The following is a 20,198-nucleotide window of genomic DNA, read 5'->3' on the forward strand; positions in this document are numbered from 1 at the left end:
GTCACGCGATACCTAACGTATGAAGTTAAGTACATCTTGTCGAGGCTTTATCTGTATTTTCTGAATGTGTCTCAACCGCGGTCAAGACACATTTCCCCATCATGTCTGACTTTATTCTGGTAGTTTAAAGTCAGATACAGATTCACGTAATGCATCGGCCATGTTTGCCAGTTCAGATACTGAACGTGCTGTATCGAAGGTTGCACTGGTGGTTTGCGAGGTAATTTCCTGTACGACATTCATCGTGGTCGCAATATGACCTGCAGATGCTGACTGCAGTTTCGCAGCATCAGAAATGTTCGCAATCAGTTTCGCAAGGTTGTTCGATACTGTTTGAATCTCATCTAGTGCTACACCGGCATCTTTAGACAAGTTCGCACCACGTACAACTTCCGATGTAGTTTGTTCCATCGAAATAACGGCTTCGTTCGTATCCGTTTGAATGGTTTTTACCAGGCCTTCAATCTGCTTCGTTGCAGAAGCTGAACGTTCCGCAAGACGCTGTACTTCATCGGCTACGACCGCGAAACCACGACCTGCTTCACCGGCCATCGATGCCTGAATTGCTGCGTTTAATGCCAGGATGTTCGTCTGGTCAGCAATATCGTTAATCAAGGCTACGATGTTACCAATTTCCTGAGAAGATTCACCCAAACGTTTAATACGTTTTGAAGTTTCCTGAATCTGTTCACGAATCGTGTCCATACCCTCAATCGAGCGATGTACGACATCCGCACCGTTTGCAGCAATTTGTACTGAACGCTCTGCTACCACCGCTGATTCATCGGCGTTGGCAGATACCTGGTCAATCGACAGTGCCATTTCGTTAATCGCTGCAGAAGCACCAGCAATTTCTTGTGCCTGATGCTCAGATGCTTCAGCTAACTGGTTGGTAATGCTTTGTGTAGTTGCAGTATATTGCGCAACTTCTTGTGAAGTTTCAGTAATACGCGATACCAGGTCACGTAACTGGTCAATCGCAAAGTTAATCGAGTCGGCAATTGCACCAGTAAAGTCTTCAGATACTGTTGCATATGAACGCAAGTCACCGTCTGCAAGATCGGCGATCTCATCCAGTAAACGTAAAATCGCATTCTGGTTACGGTCATATTCTTCTTGTAAACGGCCTACACGCTGCTTATCCGACAAGCCACGCAGAGAAAGTAACTTGAATACACACAGCAAGAAACCGACTAATAATGCGATCAGAAGGACTGCCGGAACAACCGTTTTAAGACCTGAGTTACCCGATAATTTATTCAGGTTGTCCAAAAGCACATCAGATTGAGAAAAAATAGATGCGGCTGCCTGACGAACTTTTACGATCTGTGTAGAGTTTTTCAGAATAATCGCTGATGCAGATTCCAGTACGTCATCATATTCAGCCTTGATGCCTTCCAGAGATTCACGCAGGGTTGGATCAGCAATACGCTGTACACCCAGTTCAGCAGAACCATTTAACTGTGCATTCAGATAAGAACCAAAAGTTTCGGTATCGGCACTGAAGTCATCCGCAGATTCACGTGAACCATCATTACCTGTCAGTACCAAACTGATTGAACGTAAGATACGTTCTGCAATGAATACCTGGTTTTTGGCAATAACCACCTGGTTCGATGGCATATCTTGACGTGCCATCTGGTCGACCATCAAGTTATATTCCGCCTGAATCCCCGGAATCGCTTCACCAATCGCGATGTTGGTGTCGTATAACTGGTTAATAATCTTTTGTTGCGAGGTAATCAGATCAATACTGCTGGATACTTCTGTCCACTGTTTATCAACAGCTTGCAAAGCATCATTGTTAGAGTGAATACTTTTAACTGTCTCAAGGTTTTCAGCAAAAGCTTTTTGCGAATCAGTCAGGTTCTTCATGGCCTCAGGCGTACCCGAAGCTGTCGCTTCAGTCGCTTGGCGCGAAATCGTTTGCGAGAGGAGACGCAAATCACCCAGACTTTGAGTGAGTTCATTGGTACGTGGAACACTATAAAAAAGATACAATAAAGTGATCAGTGCGGCTAAAAGACAGCCTACTGCTCCATAGATCAGCGGTTTTGATTTCTCACTATCACCGAAGACACGTGATAACTGATCTACTTGCGTTTGAATCTTAGCTAAAAAAGCATTACCGCCCTTGCGGCCAGTGCTCTCACCTGTATTTTTCTTTTTAAGTTTAAAGCCCATGCAGCCTCTCCCCGGTTGACGCCTTGCTTACTTTCGAGCGCGACATTTAATTTATAAATTTTATAGATGCGTTCATAAATTTTGGATTTTGCAACAGACGACTGAATAAAAACACATGCCACTGCTGGTTGTGCTGATGGAAAAACCCCTGACAATATTCTTGTAAGTTTTTATCCAATTCAGATTTCTTCGAAAAGAAACTTTTCTTATTGAAATGTTGTATACCCAAAACTTGATCTACGACCAAACCTACATACTGGTCATTATGGTTGATGCATAATACTTTTTGAGTGGGTGAAAATTGACTGCTCTGCCCTGATACGTACTGCGTCAGATCAGAAACCGATAAAAGTCTTCCCCGGATATTCGCCAGACCCAACACCCATGCTTGCGTCTTGGGTACTGGCGTATATTTTGGGGGATAAATCACTTCTGATACTTCCCCCAGCGGGGCAACAAAATATTGCCCCATCATCTCAAAAGCAATGCCCGACCATCGGTTAACTTCATTGCCATTGGAAACGTAGTTTTTATTCCCCCGTTTCGCAATGCGAAGCAATTCGATAAATCCATTTGCTGCCATAGAGCTTATCCTGCATTGAGGTGCTGCTTAATTACATCTATTAATTGTTTTTCATCGACTGGTTTTGTTAGATAATCCGCTGCGCCTTGACGCTTGCCCCACACACGGTCAGTGGCCTGATCCTTGGTACTGACAATCACGATTGGAATGTGTTTGGTCGTTGCACCACGTGCAATCTGGCGGGTCGCCTGAAAACCATTCACGCCCGGCATAACCACATCCATCAGGACCAGATCCGGCAATTCTGCCTGTGCCATGGTGACGCCATCTGCGCCATTGGCTGCTTCAATCACCTCAAAGCCATGTTTAGAAAGAATCTCTCTAAAGCGAAAAGTTTCTGTCGGTGAGTCATCCACAATTAGGATACGTGCCATGCCAATTCCCCAAAAAAATCAAATATTAAGCACTAATATGGTTACGGATTGCATTTAGCAATTCATCTTTACTAAAAGGTTTAGTCAGGTATTCATCTGAACCCACGACACGACCTTTGGCCTGATCAAATAAGCCATCTTTACTTGATAGCATAATCACAGGAATATTCTGGTAATTCTGAGAGTTTTTGATTAAGGCGCAGGTTTGGTAACCATCCAGGCGCGGCATCATAATATCTACAAAAACGATATCTGGATTTGCTTCGGCAATTTTTGACAAAGCCTCAAAACCGTCTACTGCAGTAATGACCTCATAACCTTCGCGTTGAAGAAGAGTTTCCGCAGTACGACGAATGGTCTTTGAGTCATCAATAACCATAATTTTTAGATTTTGGAATTTATCGTCCATTTGTTTAACCCTTCCCATTTTAGAAACTATATGCCATAAGGCTCATAGGATTATTTTATTACGATCGATAAACATTTTTAACATAAAGTCACTTGTATTATCAATGAACATTTTCTACACAAGTAGACAAAATCATTTATTTTTAATAACAGCTTCACATTTTCTTATCATTATTGGTTTTTTTTTGACTAACGGTAGTTTTTTATTGATAAATTTAAGTCTAATATAACAAGATTATTACTTTAAAATAAGTAATTTAGTCAACTTTAAATTCGGGGAGCCAATGATGAGTCAGTTTTTAAGAAAACTTGCTGTCATTGATAAAAATAAAATGACTGGTCAATTCATTGTTGTTGTGCTGCTACTGTTACAGGTGAGCTTAACGTGTGCGAGTAGTAACCAACTCCCGCAAAAAGCCACTTGGTATCGTTATTATGACAGCAAGGGTGTGGCCAATATCAGTACTAATGTCACGCCAAATCATATCCGTTATGGCTATGAAGCACTTGACCAGAATATGCAGGTGATTAAGCGTGCCCGTCCTTATAATGCCGAAGCGGATATCAGGCAAGCGCCACAACGTGCCCAACAGGCGCAGCGAATTGCCGAAGATCATAAACTCAAGCGTGCTTATAACAATAGCCAGACCGCTTTACAGAAAAAGAATGACAGCCTGGTCCAGTTAAAAAAACAGATTGATTTTCAGCAAGAACAAATGAAGCAACTGCAAAAAGATCGGGTCATGTTTGTGCGTCAGGAACGTGAATATTTACGTAAAGGTAAAACCCCACCGGCACACCTGAAAACAACATTAGACAATAACCAGAAAAATCTCGCTTCCCAGAAAGAAAATATTCAATCTTTACAAAGTCGCTATCGAAATCTGGAAGCAGAATACGACAAAATTATCGCCCGTTTAAAAGCACTTGAATAAATACAAATAGCTAGCCGTGGTTTTGATCCATAGCCAGCTAAAAGGACTCATATGCAAACTGCACCGCATTCTCATGATTTAAATATGCCTTCCCCGCGCTCTATCCTGATCATGAGTGCACTTTGCTTAAATATGTTTTTAGTGGCTTGTGATAAAAATGAACCCGTACAGCAAGCCGAAACACCCAAATCCATTGAAGTCATTCCTCAAGATCTAGTTGCGGTTCAATCTGGTAATTCAGTTCAAAAAACTGCATTTACCGGCACTATTCGTGCAGTCAATCAAAGCAGCATACAGGCGCAGGTCTCTGCTACTGCCACCAGCGTAAACGCGCAGGTAGGTCAAACGGTTTCCAAAGGACAAGTGCTGGTACGCCTAAATAATCAGGACAATGCCGCCCGCTTGGCACAGGCGCGTGCGAATCTGGCCTCTACTCAAGCGCAAGCCAATCAGGCCCGTAACATGATGCAGCGTAAAAAGCGCCTGCTCGATCAGGGTTTTATTTCAAAAGTAGAATATGAACAAAGCCAGGTCGATTATCAGGCACAACTGGAAAATGTCCGCGCCCAGCAAGCCAATGTCGATATTGCCCAGAAAGCAGATCGTGATGGCACCATGACCAGCCCAATCAATGGCGTGATTACCCAGCGTCAAGTCGAACCCGGCCAAACCGTGGCGATTGGACAAACCTTGTTTGAAATCGTCGATCCAAAACGATTGGAAATTCAAGCACGTGTACCCAGTGACCTGCAATCAGGCTTAAGACTGGGCAGTAAAATCGAATACAGCATTCAAGGCAATCCAAATCGACTTACTGCCGTGATTAGCCGGATTTCCCCGATCGCAGATCAGGCCAGTCGTCAGATCGAATTCTTTGCCACGCCGAATGAATCTGTTCCATCTTTAAGTATCGGCTCCTTCGTTGAAGGCAACATTCTGAGTTCACAACAGATTTCCGGACAGCTGATTCCATTAGATACCGTTCAGGATATCCAGAACAAACCCTATGTCTGGGTAGTTCGCCAGAATAAAATTATCAAGGTCAATGTTCAGGTTCTAGAACAGCGTTATAGCGACAACATTGCCGTGGTTCAAGGACTGGAAAATGGTGATCAGGTCAGCCGGGTTAAGTTTAGCGAAGCCGATCTGCAAAAAACTGTCACCCTTCGCGCCAACTAAAGCCATTCACACAGGATCATTGATATGTGGTTTACCCGAATTAGTGTGAAGTATCCGGTTTTCACCATCATGATGATGTTCTGTTTGATGGTGCTGGGGCTGGCTTCCTGGCAGCGGATGGGCGTTGAAGAATTTCCTGATGTCGATTTCCCTTTTGTGGTGATCTATACCAACTACCCGGGTGCTTCTCCGGAAACGGTTGAATCGGAAATTACCAAAAAACTTGAAGATCAGATTAATACTATTTCTGGTTTAAAACAGGTCATTTCCCAGTCCAGTGAAGGCCTGTCCATCATCACCACTGAATTTAATCTGGATGTAACATCGACCACAGCAGCCCAGGACGTGCGGGATAAAATCGCCTCTGTGACTGCTGAATTCCGTGATGAAATTCAGGAACCGATTGTCGAGCGTTATGATCCGACGGCGAATGCGGTGATGTCGATCGTATTTGAATCCGACAATATGGATGTGAAAGCGCTCAGCTCCTATCTGGATCAGCGAATTGTGCCACAACTGCGCACAGTACCAGGAGTCGGAGCGGTTAATCTGCTTGGTGATGCGCAGCGCCAGATCCGGATTCAGGTGGAACCGCAAAAACTGCAAGCTTTTGGCATCGGTGTGGACAGTGTCATTAACACCTTAAAGGCCGAGAATATCGAAGTCCCAGGCGGTACGCTTAAATCAGGCAACTCGGAACTGGTGATTGAAATCAATTCCAAAGTTCTACATCCCCTTGCCTTCGGCGATCTGGTCATTGCCAATAAAAATGGCGTACCAATTTTCCTCAGACAAGTGGCTAATATTCAAGACAGTCAGGCAGAGCTGGAATCCGCTGCCTTTTTGAATGGTAAAACCGCAGTGGCGATTGATATTTTGCGTAGTTCAGATGCAAACGTCATCGAAGTAGTAGATAAGAGCTACGCAGCTTTAGAAAGTATTGAGGCGCAGCTTCCTCAAGGCACTACTTTACAAGTAGTGGTAGATTCCTCCAAAAGTATCCGCGGCACCATTGGCGATGTAGCCCGAACCATTATTGAAGGTGCGGTACTGGCTGTACTGATTGTCCTACTTTTTCTGGGTTCTTTCCGTTCAACCGTGATTACCGGCTTAACCCTGCCCATTGCACTTTTGGGTACGCTGACCTTTATCTGGGCCTTTGGTTTTAGCATCAATATGATGACTTTGTTGGCGCTGTCCTTGAGTATTGGCCTGTTGATCGATGATGCGATTGTGGTGCGTGAAAATATTGTCCGGCATGCCGATATGGGCAAAGATCATGTGACTGCCGCGCTCGATGGCACCAAAGAAATTGGCTTAGCCGTGCTGGCCACGACACTGACCATTGTTGCCGTATTCCTGCCTGTGGCCTTTATGGGCGGAATTATTGGCCGTTTCTTCTACCAGTTCGGGGTCACGGTGAGTATGGCCGTTCTGATCTCGATGTTTGTCAGCTTTACCCTGGACCCGATGCTCTCTGCACACTGGGCAGAAAAGAAAAAAGATCCGAATAAAAAACCAGGTCGGGTGAAACGTTTCTTTAGCTGGATCTCCGGCAAGCTGGACAATCTAAGCCATGTCTATGAAAAATTATTAAAACTGGCATTGCGCTTCAGATTGATTACTTTATTAATTGCTGTCGCTTCTTTATTTGGTGCTCTGGGTTTATCCAAACTAATCGGCACCGAATTTGTACCGGTTCCCGATAAAGGCGAAATCCGAATCAAGTTTGAAACACCGGTCGATTCATCACTTGAATATTCACAGGCCAAACTACAGCAGGTGGATCAGATTATTCGTCAGCATCCGGATGTCAAAGCCACTTATGGGGTAATTAATGGCGCAACCGACCGCGGTAAAAACCATGTCAGTTTACGGGTGACTGTAACTCCGCGTACCGAACGTGAAAAGACCCTGAATGACCTGAATAATGAATTCCGCCAGCGTCTGCAGTCGGTGGCCGGAATCAGCATTACTTCGGTTGCCTCAGCCGATGAAACCGTTTCTGGTGGCCAGAAGCCAATCATGATTTCGATCAAAGGCCCAGATCTGGATGAACTGCAAAAAATTTCCGATCGCTTTATGACTGAAATGGCGAAAATTAATGGCATTGTCGATCTGGAAACTTCATTAAAAGAACCCAAGCCAACTCTTGATGTACAGATTAATCGCGTCTTGGCCAGTGATTTAGGTTTATCAGTCAATCAGATTGCCAATGTGGTGCGTCCGCTGATTGCCGGTGATGATGTTACCACCTGGCAGGATGAAAAAGGTGAAACCTATGATGTGAATCTGCGCCTGACGGAAGACCAGCGCAGCTTGCCTAGCGATTTACAGAATATGTATATCACCTCGAATAAAACCGATGCCAATAATCAACCGATTCTGGTTCCGCTTTCGAGTGTCGCCAAATTTGAAGAAAAACTCGGCGCTTCACAAATTAACCGACGTGATCTGGCACGTGAAGTGCTGGTCGAGGCCAATACCTCAGGACGTCCTGCAGGTGACATCGGGACGGATATCAGCCGCTTGCAAGAAAATTTCGATATGCCACCAGGTTATAGTTTCGACACTCAAGGCTCCAATGCCGACATGGCAGAATCCGCAGGCTATGCTCTGACCGCGATTACCCTGTCGATTGTCTTTATCTATATCGTGCTCGGTTCACAGTTCAATAGCTTTATCCATCCTGCGGCAATTATGGCTTCACTGCCATTGTCACTGATTGGCGTGTTTCTGGCCTTGTTCCTGTTTAACTCGACCATGAACCTGTTCTCGATTATCGGCATTATCATGCTGATGGGACTGGTGACCAAGAATGCCATTCTGCTAATCGACTTCATCAAGAAAGCCATGGATCGCGGTGAAAACCGTTATGATGCGATTATTGCCGCTGGTAAAACCCGTTTGCGTCCCATTTTAATGACCACCAGCGCGATGGTCATGGGCATGGTGCCACTTTCCCTAGGACTAGGTGAAGGTGGTGAACAAAGTGCACCGATGGCGCATGCAGTGATTGGTGGGGTAATTACCTCTACCCTGCTGACCCTGGTGGTGGTGCCTGTGATCTTTACTTACCTGGATGACTTTAAGAATTTTATGCTGCGTCAGGCACGTAAAATCATGGCATAATTTAATGCAACACAATGAGGTGACATTCCCAAATGCTCACCTCATTTTTTATTGTATAATCCCTGCTTTAACGCTTAATTTTTTAGGACAGTTTCCATGCGCGCGAGTCGCTTTTTATTTGCAACGTTAAGAGAAACCCCGAACGATGCTGAAGTTATTTCACATCAGCTGATGCTTCGTGCCGGTATGATTCGTAAGTTGGCCTCAGGTCTATATACTTGGTTGCCGATGGGCGTTCGCGTATTAAATAAAGTTGAAGCGATCGTTCGCGAAGAAATGGACAAAGTCGGTTCACTTCAGGTCTATATGCCGGTGACTCAACCTGCATCTTTATGGGAAGAATCAGGTCGTTATGTACAATACGGCCCTGAACTTTTACGCTTCAACGACCGCCATGGTAACCCATTTGTTCTCGGTCCGACGCATGAAGAAGTGATCACTGACCTTGCACGTAACGAATTAAAAAGCTACAAGCAATTGCCTGCAAACTTCTACCAGGTACAAACCAAATTCCGTGACGAAATTCGTCCACGTTTTGGCGTAATGCGTTCACGTGAATTCATCATGAAAGATGCTTACTCTTTCCATGCCAATCAGGAATCACTGCAACAAACCTACGACGACATGTATGCAGCCTACTGCAAAATCTTCACCCGTCTTGGTTTAGATTTCCGTCCAGTACAAGCAGATACCGGCTCAATCGGTGGTTCAGGTTCTCATGAATTCCACGTGCTGGCTTCAAGCGGTGAAGATGATATCGCTTTCTCGACTGAATCTGACTATGCAGCCAATATTGAAATGGCAGAAGCAGTGCTTGTCGGTGAGCGTGCGGCACCGACACAAGAACTCAAACGGGTAGATACACCAAATCAAAAAACCATTGTGGATGTATCAGCATTCTTGGGTACTGATCCTGCCCACTCAGTAAAAGCCTTGCTTGTTCAAGGCATTGTAAAAGAGGATGGTTCTGTTCCTGTAGTTGCTTTATTCCTTCGTGGCGATCACGAACTGAATGAAATTAAAGCTGAAAAACATCCTTTAATTGCTGCACCTTTGACATTTGCTACTGAAGAACAACTCCAAGCACTTGGCTTAACTGCTGGCTTTGTCGGTCCTCAAGGTCTGGTAGAAAAAGGTGTAAGCGTCATTGTTGACCGTGCAGCTTCTGTACTGTCTGACTTTGTAGCGGGTGCTAATGAAGCTGACAAGCATGCGACCGGTGTAAACTGGGAACGTGATGCGAAGTATTCTGAAGTGTATGACCTACGTAATGTAGTTGAAGGTGATCCGTCTCCAGATGGTAAAGGTACCCTTCAAATCAAACGTGGTATCGAAGTAGGTCATATCTTCCAGTTGGGTCAAAAATACTCTGAAGCTTTGGGCTGTAAAGTCTTGGGGGAAGATGGCAAGCCATTCACTGTAACAATGGGTTGTTATGGTATTGGCGTGACGCGTGTGGTGGCTTCTGCAATCGAGCAGAACTTTGATGAGAAAGGCATTATCTGGCCAACTGCCATTGCACCGTTTGAAGTTGCCATTGTGCCGATGAATGCCCATAAATCTCCACGAACTATGGAAGCTGCGGAAGCACTCTATGCTGAATTACAAGCTGCAGGTTTTGACGTGTTACTCGATGACCGTAATGAACGTCCGGGCGTGAAATTCTCTGACCTTGAACTTACAGGTATTCCTCACCGTATCGTGATTGGTGAAAAAGGCTTGGATGCGGGTACTTTTGAATATAAAGGCCGCCGCGATGCTGAATCAGTAAATATTTCGAAAGAAGAATTATTGGCGAAGATTGCTAAATAATTTCGCTCTCTTATAAAAAATCCCGCGTAATGCGGGATTTTTTATAACTAAACTTAGCAAAATTTATGTCCGCCGAAGCAGTTCGGTTTAAAATTCTGGCCTTGTAAAGTTAAATTAGTGAGAGGGAAATCAAGTAGCGCAGGATTTTTAATTTCCTTTACATCAAGCGCACTTCCTAGCACACAACCAAAAACCAGACTTCCACAATCTCGCACATTAGTGGTTAAATCATGGTTAATTCCTGCAATGGTTTGCTTTAAAACAGCATCTGAAATTGGCACACTATATGAAGGTGAAATACTTCCTAAATCCACTTCATCTTCCATTGCCATCCACCACCCTTGTTTTGCCGCAACTGCTGCACCAGGCCATAAGATGCTTTGGGATTGCAAGGAGAGTGAAGCTGGATTATTTAAATATAAAGCATGAATAAGTCCGAGATTTTGTTTAACGGTAATGTCTGTCTGTAGCCCGGTTAAGTAGCCTGTAATATCTTTATCTAATTTTAATGCTCCATCCAATAATTCTGCTTTTAATGGTCCTTTAAAATCAATACGACCTACTGTCCCTGTCCCTTTTAGTACAACTTCTTTCATTCGTGTTCCTGACACTATCGTAGCAGGAATAGTAAAAGGTGCTGTTGTAGAATTTAACTGGAAAGCATAATTGCTAGATGTGTAATGTAAATCCAGAGGTAATGGTTGACCTAACAAAGTGCCTTTTACCGTGCCCTCAATATTCATTCCAGTTGCAGCATAATCCATGACACGAGGAGCGGTTGTTGCAACTCCTGATGAAGATTTTGTTTTCATATAACCACTGAAACTGTTAATACCATTTGGTGTAGCACTATTTTCTGTCCCCATTGTCAATAGACCTGAAATCTTTTCCGCACTTAAACGGAAACCTAAAACTTCACGTGTAGATGCCTGATTTGGATTTTTTATGGCAAACTGTACAAATGGATTAGTAATCAGAGCTGAAGTCGCGGCACGATCCGCACCATTTGTAGGATTACCACTTAAGGCTATATGATCAATATCAATATCACAGCCGGTTGCACCATTAACACCACCACACCCGAGCTGTAGCTTTTTTATATTGGCATTAATTTCCATCTCGGCTTCCAAGCCTAATTTATAAAATGAGATATTACTCTGGTCATAAGTAGCTCCTAGATTATCCATCTGGTTAAATCCAGACTGAACCTCCATTGACAATAAAGCCTGCCCATTGACTTCTGAGAGCTCTTGGTCTTCCAATGAAGTTAATGCAGATACCTGACCACTTAGGCCCATCATAGCTACCACTAGACTCTTTAATATTATTTTTTTCATTTTTCTCATCCTGATTTTTAGCGTGGTGTGATTCCCATCGTGCTACGAATAGTTCCACCAGTCAGTGCAATACTTGCCATGTTTTGCATATTGCCATTGGTCGCCATGGCAAAATTGGTTTTAAATGGTGTTGCAATATTATTTTCATAATTGAGTTTGACCTGATTATCCAAAGTCACTGTATCTGCACTGACACGAACTTTTGCTTTGACACCCAAATGACCTTCCATCCGGTTAAAGTTAATTGAAGAAGTTTTTAATACCCCGGCTGAATCAATATCTTCATTGGCAATACTAAAATAGCTGCCCAGATTATCTTTATTTGCAGTTTCTTCTGCGGTAAGGGGTCTAAACTTAAAATTTGCATCAAATGACAGGAAGTTGGTATCTGGTGAATCGCTGGTCGGATCCACTCCTGGAATGATGAGGAGCTCGCCGTTTCCATCAAGTTTAAAAGCAATATTCGTCAGGACATCATCACGTTTAGAAAAATTATCATGAGGCACATAGCTTCCGCATTTAGTGACCGATGCATTGGTACAATTATATTTAGATCCTGGTAATTGACCAATCGCAAGCTCAGCTTTAGCTCCAATCAGCAGTTTATCGGCACGAATATAAATACCTTCATCTTCATAGCCAATAATACCTTCCGACTTGATCAAAGCATCGATATTCCTAAAACCAGCATAATAGTTAACTGCCTCACCATGATCGCCATTCTTGCCATCAATCAATATAATCGAGGTTGTGCTTGGTAAACCGGTTTTCTTGTCAATTCCATAGCCTTCTGTAGATGCCATAATGTTATACGCAATTGCTTGCTTATTGTTTGTTCCATAAGTCGTTCCAGACAAGGCAACATTGGCATTTAAATTATAAATAGGAATACCGATTCCCCATGAACCACCATCGCCACCAATTTCCGCCAAAGAGTTATCTGATATGAAACGTGCTTTAGCAGCAATGGACTGAAAATCCATTCCACGTACGGCGATATAGGCAAAATCCTCTCCATTCGTGGTGGTACTGAGTGTCTGTTTAAGTACAGTGCTACTACTACCTAAAGTCTTTTGCATATTTTCATTGATTATGAAATCGAGACTTTTTGCAGTAATGGTATTTATATATATATTTCCAAAGTCGATATAAGCATTTTTACCGTGTAAAGCACCGGCAGCATTACGTGTAGTCAAGGGTCTGAGCTTGGAGAATTGCACAGCATGGCTTCCCTTACCGGTATGACCAATCTCAAGTGTTGTAGGTGCCATAGTTGCTGGAAGCCCGGTACTATTAGTACCTGTAAAATCTGCAGACAAGCCTAGATCCAACCCACCTTCTCCGACCAGGCCACTGTAACCTGTTGCAGCTTTGTCCTGACGTTCTAGTACACCATTCACCTTGTTACTAACATCAAAAGTACCTATCTGGGTTTGATCTGCACTCATGGATAATCTTGCGTTAGTGACTGCACCCGAAGCTCCTAAACGCATAATATTTTTGCGTTCATTATTTGGCGTATTATAACGCAGGTCAATATTAACCCCTGGATTGGTCGGATTAACCCGGCCAGCCGCGATATCAGTAATATCTTCAGCACGCTTTAGATCCACATAATGATCTTGACTGCCATTTCGTGTGGTGAGTACCACGCCTTCATCCGGGTCAATGTACATATATCCTTGACCCGCGAAGTTAAAGTTAAAGTCATTCAAAATCAGACTATTTTCGCCTAATTTATGACTAATCGTGGCATTTTTAAGTTGAAAATCGATACTGGCAATTGAATCTTTATTAAATAGACCTGCACTGGTTTGTAATAGCACACTAAGCGGTGTAGAGGTACTAATCCCTAATCCACCCAAAGTTTGATTAGATTGAGTACCCGTAGTCCGAATACTATTCGCAGATTGACTACATGGATTGGTCGTACAGGCGATCTTTACCAATTTTAAATCTGCAGTGGCTTGAAACGGTGAAACACTTGCAGCTAGCCGAAGTCCTGCCCCTTGTGAAGTGGCACCTACATCTATTTCAAGTTGACTAATGATTGGTTTATTATCTTTTCCAATAATCTCAACATTATGTAGACCTAAACCCATTTTAGTGTTGGCAGTTGGATTTGGATCATACCAATTGGCTTGAGCAATACTGGCTTTAGAAATTTCATGAGTAATCACCATACCATCTTGTCCAGTGACTTCACTCAATTCTTGCTCTTCAATAGTTTCAAGTGCATAACTTTGTTGTATAAGACACATGCATACTGTTAGCAATTTCAACTTTATTGTTGTTTTTTTCATTTATATATCCTTATGCTGTACTTGACGTTGTTACTAACAACGACTTTGTGCTCCACCTGTACAGTTATAACCAAATATTTTCAAATTGCCTGACGTATGCAGATTTCCATGAACGTTCAATCCCATAAATCCTTTTTCAGCACCTTTATCAAATGAAGGAACATCTTGGGGCGCGGTTGTATAAGTTCCATCGGCATTATAGGTACGCCCTGTATACGTACTATAAACACCTGTATTGGCATAACCTTCCAAGGCGCCAGCACCTGTACCCGTTTCAATGGAAACTGTATTAAAGCCTAAATTACGGATCTTTAAAGGCTGGTGATCATAAAAGGTAATTTGCATCGCCGTTTGTGGTTCATTACGATGATTAATGATGGTTGTTCCATCGATCGAAAACTTATCAATCTGAATCGTGCCTTGAATGCCTTTAAAGACTAACCACTTTTTATTTCCATTGGCATCGACATGGTTATTCGGCGCTATTGCCAGACGGCAAAATTGTTTTGTTGCTCCACAAGCGGTGGGATCTAGAACATAAAATACTTCTAGCGGGTTGCCACTTCCATCAAGCCGAGAAATTTTATCTTTACTTAAATCTGTCGCATAAACATGGTTTAAAGATAAAGTCCAGTTAAGATCTGCTCCGCCCTGCCCCACTGTATTGGTTAATGCTTGCTGATCAAGGGCTTCCAATCCGGCAAGACTGGCCATAGAAGTACATAATAATGCACAGAGTGTTACTAATTTGGACATTCTTATACTCCCTTAAAGACCAGTTGTTCTAATTTTCAGATGCTGAATCAGGACACCATCAATGACAGCAGATCCAAAATTCTTACTTACACCCTCAGTATTTTTAAATACGATTCCTGTTGAATTCACACCATCCTTGGCGCGCAGCATATTTGTCCCTGATATACGCTCTGTAGTCCCTATTGAGATGCTACTGTGAGTCGCATTACGCCCTTGATAAAGTGCGGTGGTATCTGACGCATTATTTTTAATCGGTGTACCACAACTATAGACATTACAGGTCGAACCCTTTAAATCTGTTGTGCCCAGTCCGCCTCCATAATTCTGATAAATTTGATTATAAATGGCAGGAATATTGGGAATACGTGTCACTTCTAAAATAATATTATTGCCTTCTGAACCGACAACGAAAGGCTGGTACATATTACCGAGCACTAAATTAATATTTGGACTATAGAGATATAAACCCTCAGAATCATGAAATATAGGAGCATCACTTCCATTCAAGGCCGGGGTCGAGACATTACCATCAAGTGCATCTGTTTTTGCTGCGGTACTGAGACGAATACCTTTACTGTTAAGATTACTATCGCTACTGCTTAGAGTTTCTGGTCGATCATTGGTATTCAGACGAACAATACTCGCCATACCCAATGTTTGGCTGTAATTCTTATTGTCAGATTCTAAGGTTTGAAATAACCGAACTTGCGAGCCATTAAAACTCAGACCATTGGTAACAAATTGGGTTCTTAATCGGTAATCCGTATCAAGTCCTGATATTGGCCCACCTGTTATAGGATCTACAGCATTCGAGGAGTCAAGCGCGCGCGCAAAAATATCACTCCAGAAACCCAGCTTGATATTATTATCACTTTCGACCCCTGCAATTGGACTTAATGGGGCTTCCAAAGCAATATAGCCTACATCTTTAGCAGCGTCCTTAAACTGTTTGACATTTTCAGTTCCTGCCCGGAATAACCAGGGATTATCTGCCGATCCCCAGCTAAAACCCTGATCACTGTATCGTGTGCTTAAAGAACCATCGCTTTTCGATAAAGCCAGACCATAAATAAATACATCAGCTTTAGTTTTTAAAGTGCTCACAGAACTTTTAGCAGCTTCAGCTTTAGCAACCTGATCTGCTCTAGCAATGATTTCAGCCATAGCAGCACTATCTGCATCCTTCATCATTCCAGCTAAAGCAGCTTCAAATTTTTTATCATAATCTGCTTTAATTAGTGCAAGAATTCTTGCATCTACAATTGCTCCAATAATATTCTGTCTATCAACAGTTGTAGTCCATTGGGTATCTGGAATCTGCTGATTAGCTTTTTGCCCATATAGAAATTGAATCATTTCCAAAGCATTAGCTTTAGCATATTCTTCAGATTTTAAGATATTGCCTGCATAAATTTCATATTCCTTAGTTCCATCTTTTACCAGCTTATAATTTAAATTTATGCCTAAAAACGTCAAGTCTTCGCCAGCACCATTATAATAATCATCATATCTTTGATCATAATACCCCTTCATAAATTCAGTATTATAATAATAATCAATGAGCTCTTGGCTAAATGCACTCCGGTTAGCTTGTGTGTCATACGTATTCTTAATCGTATTATAGTTATTATTATAAAAATCAGTTTTTAGCGTATCGTAAGCTTGCTGATACTCAGTTGCATAATTCTGCGTTCTTTCAACATGAAAAGCATTATCATATGTAGATTTATAAACTTTGTCGTATACACGCTGCCCAAGTTGGTTGTAATTTTCACCCGTCGGAATAATACGAATAAATCCTGTATCTGCTTGCCCGGGATTTTCAATACCTCTCGCGTAACTGGAACCAGCAGAAAGATCTTTAGGACCTTGAAACACCATTTTAAAATCATCAAGAACGAGCGCAACACCCTCACCTGTGGTGTCAGAAAGAGAAGAATCTGATAATTCCTGCATCGCATGTGCAGAAGGCAACAGGCTGAAACCGATTGTCATCGCCAAATAACTTTTGCGAAATTTAAATATATCTTTTATCTGAGCCATCTCACTCTTTCCTTTTTATTCGATGCTCCGCACCTTATGCTTCAGCTTCCCAGCCGCCAATCTTTGATTTTTTATAATGCATTGCATCTTTTTTATGATTATGCGGAATCCATTATGCTGATTTTTAATACAGATGCCAAAGCCAATTAGGCGAAAAATAGCAGTTTCCGATGAATGAAAATCTCAAAAAAATAAACGGGACATAAAGTCCCGTCATTCAATATCTTAAAGCAATTAGGTCTTCGGCAAAGTAACGCCTGTCTGACCTTGATATTTACCACCACGATCTTTATATGAGGTTTCACAGACTTCATCAGATTCAAAAAATAGCATTTGCGCCACACCCTCACCTGCATAAATACGCGCAGGAAGATTGGTCGTATTTGAAAACTCTAAAGTGACGTGTCCTTCCCACTCTGGCTCAAGCGGCGTCACGTTGACAATGATGCCACAACGCGCATAAGTTGACTTACCCAAGCACACGGTCAGGACATTACGTGGAATGCGGAAATATTCGATGGTACGCGCCAAAGCAAACGAGTTCGGCGGAATAATGCAAACATCCGACTCGATATCAATAAAGCTGCGTTCATCAAAGTTTTTCGGATCGACAATTGCAGAATGCACATTGGTGAATACTTTAAATTCACGCGCACAACGCACGTCATAACCGTAGCTGGATACGCCATACGAAATCAGCTTTTGACCATTTTCATCCAAACGTACCTGGTTTTCTGCATACGGTTCAATCATGCCGTGTTTTTCGCTCATTTCGCGAATCCAACGATCAGACTTAATTGCCATTGATATAATCCAAAAATCTTAAAAACAAGTTATTGCGACGTACTTTAACTGAAATTGACACTAATGAAAATAAGTGAAAGTCTGAGAACTCAAGTTGCCCCAAAATTGCTGATCGAGATCAGCTTATAAACTTAAAAGTGCAGAATAACTTAAAGGAATAGAAAAGCTCATTAGCACCAGCGAAGCCGTTTTTTGCAAGTTTTTCTGATTGAGCCAGCGGCTGTTTTTTCTGGCCAGGATTGAGCCTAAAAAAGTCCAGAAGAATGCAATCGGAATCAGCAGAAGCAAGAAAACAAGCATATGAGTCACATAATGCTGACTACTTTTCCAGACAATGACAGGAAAGATCGCTGAGGCAAATAAAAGTGCTTTAGGATTAAGCAAGGTTGCCAAAAATAATTCTCGTGCGCGAATCGAGACATTTTCAACATTTTCGCTTATTTCTGCAGTCCGCCATAATTTCACAGCGAGAAATAAAATATAGCCAGCACTAAAAAGTTTGAGAATGGTCGGTAAAAGCGGAAGATGGACGGAAATTTTTCCGATCAGAATACCCCATAAGCTAATGGCGATCAGATAACCAAAGGCTTCAGCAGGAATTAAACGAAATGTTTTTTTAAATCCGACCTGAATGCCTGAAGATGCCAATAAGGTATTGGTTGGGCCTGGTGTTAAAAGAATGGTTGCCACTAAACCAATAAAAAACCATGAAATCATAGTTTGACCTCGCTCTAATCCGAGTAGCATAGAAGAATTCGGTCAGTGCTGCAAAAAAATAATTGTAAGAGAACATATAACCTAAAATTTAAATTTATTTATTTTAATTAATTCAAATACTTATATAAATATTTAGGATAAATACCCGATAGTCATTTCAGTCAATTTCGGTCATTTAAATCGAGCTAATTTTAAAAATAAGAAATAAAAAGCCCTAGCTTTTAGCTAAGGCTTAAATATCTGAATTGTCTATAGAATTAGAAAATTCGGCTATGGTCTTTTTCTGCTTTGGGTAGCTGTGCGGCAATTTTCTCTGCAATCAGCATATAGCTTTCTGCAGCAGCATCTTCGGCAATGACAGAAGGTGTACCGGCATCCGCATTTTCACGAATTTTAGCATCCAAAGGTAAACGGCCCAATAATGGGATTTGATATTGCTCAGACAGTTTATCGCCACCACCTGTACCAAAAATCTGTTCCTCAAAACCACAATTTGAGCAGATATGGGTCGACATGTTTTCAATCACGCCCATGATCGGAATCTGCACCCGATTAAACAATTCAATGCCTTTGGTCGCATCCAGCAATGCCACGTTTTGTGGTGTCGTCACAATCACTGCACCCGTCACCGGAATACGCTGCGCGAGAGTTAACTGGATATCGCCTGTGCCAGGTGGCATATCAATCATCAGCACATCGAGGTCTGGCCATAGGGTCTGATTGAATAACTGCATCAATGCCCCCGTGGCTTTTGGACCACGCCAAGCGACTGGAGTATTTTGGTCTCCAGTTAAATGGCCAATTGATAACACCGCCATTCCATAGGCTTCAATTGGAACAAACTGCTCTGCTTCGATCATTGGCGTTTTGCCGGCATTGCCGAGCATGGTCGGGATACTTGGACCGTAAATATCGGCATCCAGTACGCCTACGCGCAGGCCTAATTTCTGTAGAGCCAAAGCCAGATTTACAGTCGTGGTCGATTTACCTACGCCACCTTTGCCGGATGACACCAGAATCACATTTTGAATGCGTGGGTGTTTCGGGACATCACGCTGTTGCGGCGCAGCTTTTTGAATCGGTGGATTATTTGGATCAGCTTCTTCTGTTTTTGCAGGCTGTGCCGACGCATCAACCACAGGGGGAAGATTGGGTTTTGCTTCCGCTTTAGGCGCGCTTGAACAGTTTTCACCTTCAGCATGATTATGCCCGCAACCACCTTCTTTCTTATGTCCGGTTTTCTGCTGAATCACATGCATATTCAGCTCTTGAATACCACATTTTTGCAAAGCTTCCGCCAGTTCATCATGAATCTGTTGCAGCTGCGCTTTTTCTTCAGGATAGGTATTCAAAGTGATTTGCAGAATTTCACCCTGTACATTGACCTGCGTAATACGATCTTTCAAGGCATTACTGGAATTTGGCAAGATATAGTTTTGCAGTACGTTCTGCACAGCTTCTTCGTTCACCTCCTTGGAAGGCGAAAAAACCGATTTAAGCGAAGAAAGCCAGGACATAGGTTACTCCAAAAATGTAGATCGACATCTGAATGGCCTAGTTTAACGGGGTTTTAGGCGAAGGTTAAGCACTGTATTGGAGAAGATGAAAGAGATATCTTCGACTCCCAACTA

Annotated in this window: 15 protein-coding genes; 4 read left to right on the forward strand and 11 right to left on the reverse strand. The window is 42.5% G+C overall.

From position 1 onward, the window contains the following. Positions 1–111 precede the first annotated feature (111 nt). Genes BFN00_RS06215 through pilG form a run of 4 tightly spaced genes read right to left on the reverse strand, consistent with a single transcriptional unit; the run spans position 112 to position 3,550 of the window. Positions 112–2,184 (reverse strand): methyl-accepting chemotaxis protein, encoded by a 2,073-nt coding sequence (locus BFN00_RS06215; RefSeq protein WP_071850779.1) that lies wholly within the window; start codon positions 2,182–2,184, stop codon positions 112–114. A 46-nt stretch (positions 2,185–2,230) separates the two neighbouring features. Then, positions 2,231–2,767, reverse strand: coding sequence for a chemotaxis protein CheW (locus tag BFN00_RS06220; protein WP_064102470.1), 537 nt, complete (start codon positions 2,765–2,767; stop codon positions 2,231–2,233). Positions 2,768–2,772: 5 nt separating this feature from the next. Then, on the reverse strand, positions 2,773–3,141 hold the full coding sequence (locus BFN00_RS06225; protein ID WP_004280710.1) for a response regulator: 369 nt from the start codon (positions 3,139–3,141) through the stop codon (positions 2,773–2,775). Positions 3,142–3,166: 25 nt separating this feature from the next. Continuing rightward, entirely contained in the window at positions 3,167–3,550 is a 384-nt protein-coding gene (gene pilG / locus BFN00_RS06230) for a twitching motility response regulator PilG (protein ID WP_004280711.1), read from the reverse strand. A gap of 286 nt (positions 3,551–3,836) precedes the next feature. Here pilG and BFN00_RS06235 point away from each other — a divergent pair, with 286 nt between their 5' ends. From BFN00_RS06235 to BFN00_RS06250, 4 genes are all read left to right on the forward strand, one after another. Further along, complete coding sequence (locus tag BFN00_RS06235; RefSeq protein ID WP_005104054.1) at positions 3,837–4,484, forward strand: hypothetical protein; 648 nt, start codon at positions 3,837–3,839, stop codon at positions 4,482–4,484. 51 nt (positions 4,485–4,535) lie between these two features. Continuing rightward, a complete protein-coding gene (locus tag BFN00_RS06240; RefSeq protein WP_071850780.1) occupies positions 4,536–5,663 on the forward strand; it encodes an efflux RND transporter periplasmic adaptor subunit in 1,128 nt (375 codons plus the stop codon). A 24-nt stretch (positions 5,664–5,687) separates the two neighbouring features. Beyond that, the gene (locus tag BFN00_RS06245; RefSeq protein WP_071850781.1) at positions 5,688–8,795 is read left to right on the forward strand and encodes an efflux RND transporter permease subunit; all 3,108 of its coding nucleotides are present in this window, start codon (positions 5,688–5,690) and stop codon (positions 8,793–8,795) included. 96 nt (positions 8,796–8,891) lie between these two features. Further along, positions 8,892–10,607 carry a proline--tRNA ligase gene (locus tag BFN00_RS06250; RefSeq protein WP_071850782.1) on the forward strand — a complete coding sequence of 572 codons (1,716 nt, stop codon included), beginning with the start codon at positions 8,892–8,894 and terminating at the stop codon, positions 10,605–10,607. A gap of 53 nt (positions 10,608–10,660) precedes the next feature. On the opposite strand, the gene BFN00_RS06255 is transcribed toward BFN00_RS06250, so the two are convergent. The 7 genes from BFN00_RS06255 to apbC all read right to left on the reverse strand — a co-directional run bounded on the left by BFN00_RS06255 (position 10,661) and on the right by apbC (position 20,084). Next, positions 10,661–11,944, reverse strand: a complete 1,284-nt coding sequence (locus tag BFN00_RS06255) for a hypothetical protein (RefSeq protein WP_071850783.1) — start codon at positions 11,942–11,944, stop codon at positions 10,661–10,663. Positions 11,945–11,961: 17 nt separating this feature from the next. Further along, positions 11,962–14,247: a hypothetical protein gene (locus BFN00_RS06260; RefSeq protein WP_071850784.1), complete on the reverse strand. Its 2,286-nt coding sequence runs from the start codon at positions 14,245–14,247 to the stop codon at positions 11,962–11,964. Between the two features lie 33 nt (positions 14,248–14,280). Next, a complete protein-coding gene (locus BFN00_RS06265; protein ID WP_004280723.1) occupies positions 14,281–15,003 on the reverse strand; it encodes a hypothetical protein in 723 nt (240 codons plus the stop codon). Between the two features lie 12 nt (positions 15,004–15,015). Next, complete coding sequence (locus BFN00_RS06270; RefSeq protein ID WP_039902320.1) at positions 15,016–17,046, reverse strand: hypothetical protein; 2,031 nt, start codon at positions 17,044–17,046, stop codon at positions 15,016–15,018. A gap of 234 nt (positions 17,047–17,280) precedes the next feature. Then, complete coding sequence (gene dcd / locus BFN00_RS06275; RefSeq protein WP_004280726.1) at positions 17,281–17,850, reverse strand: dCTP deaminase; 570 nt, start codon at positions 17,848–17,850, stop codon at positions 17,281–17,283. A 123-nt stretch (positions 17,851–17,973) separates the two neighbouring features. Then, the gene (locus tag BFN00_RS06280; protein WP_004280728.1) at positions 17,974–18,567 is read right to left on the reverse strand and encodes a LysE family translocator; all 594 of its coding nucleotides are present in this window, start codon (positions 18,565–18,567) and stop codon (positions 17,974–17,976) included. A 257-nt stretch (positions 18,568–18,824) separates the two neighbouring features. Beyond that, positions 18,825–20,084 (reverse strand): iron-sulfur cluster carrier protein ApbC, encoded by a 1,260-nt coding sequence (gene apbC, locus BFN00_RS06285; RefSeq protein WP_071850785.1) that lies wholly within the window; start codon positions 20,082–20,084, stop codon positions 18,825–18,827. Positions 20,085–20,198 lie beyond the last annotated feature (114 nt).

This window comes from Acinetobacter sp. AR2-3 (assembly GCF_001878775.1).
Taxonomy (GTDB): domain Bacteria; phylum Pseudomonadota; class Gammaproteobacteria; order Pseudomonadales; family Moraxellaceae; genus Acinetobacter; species Acinetobacter lwoffii_D.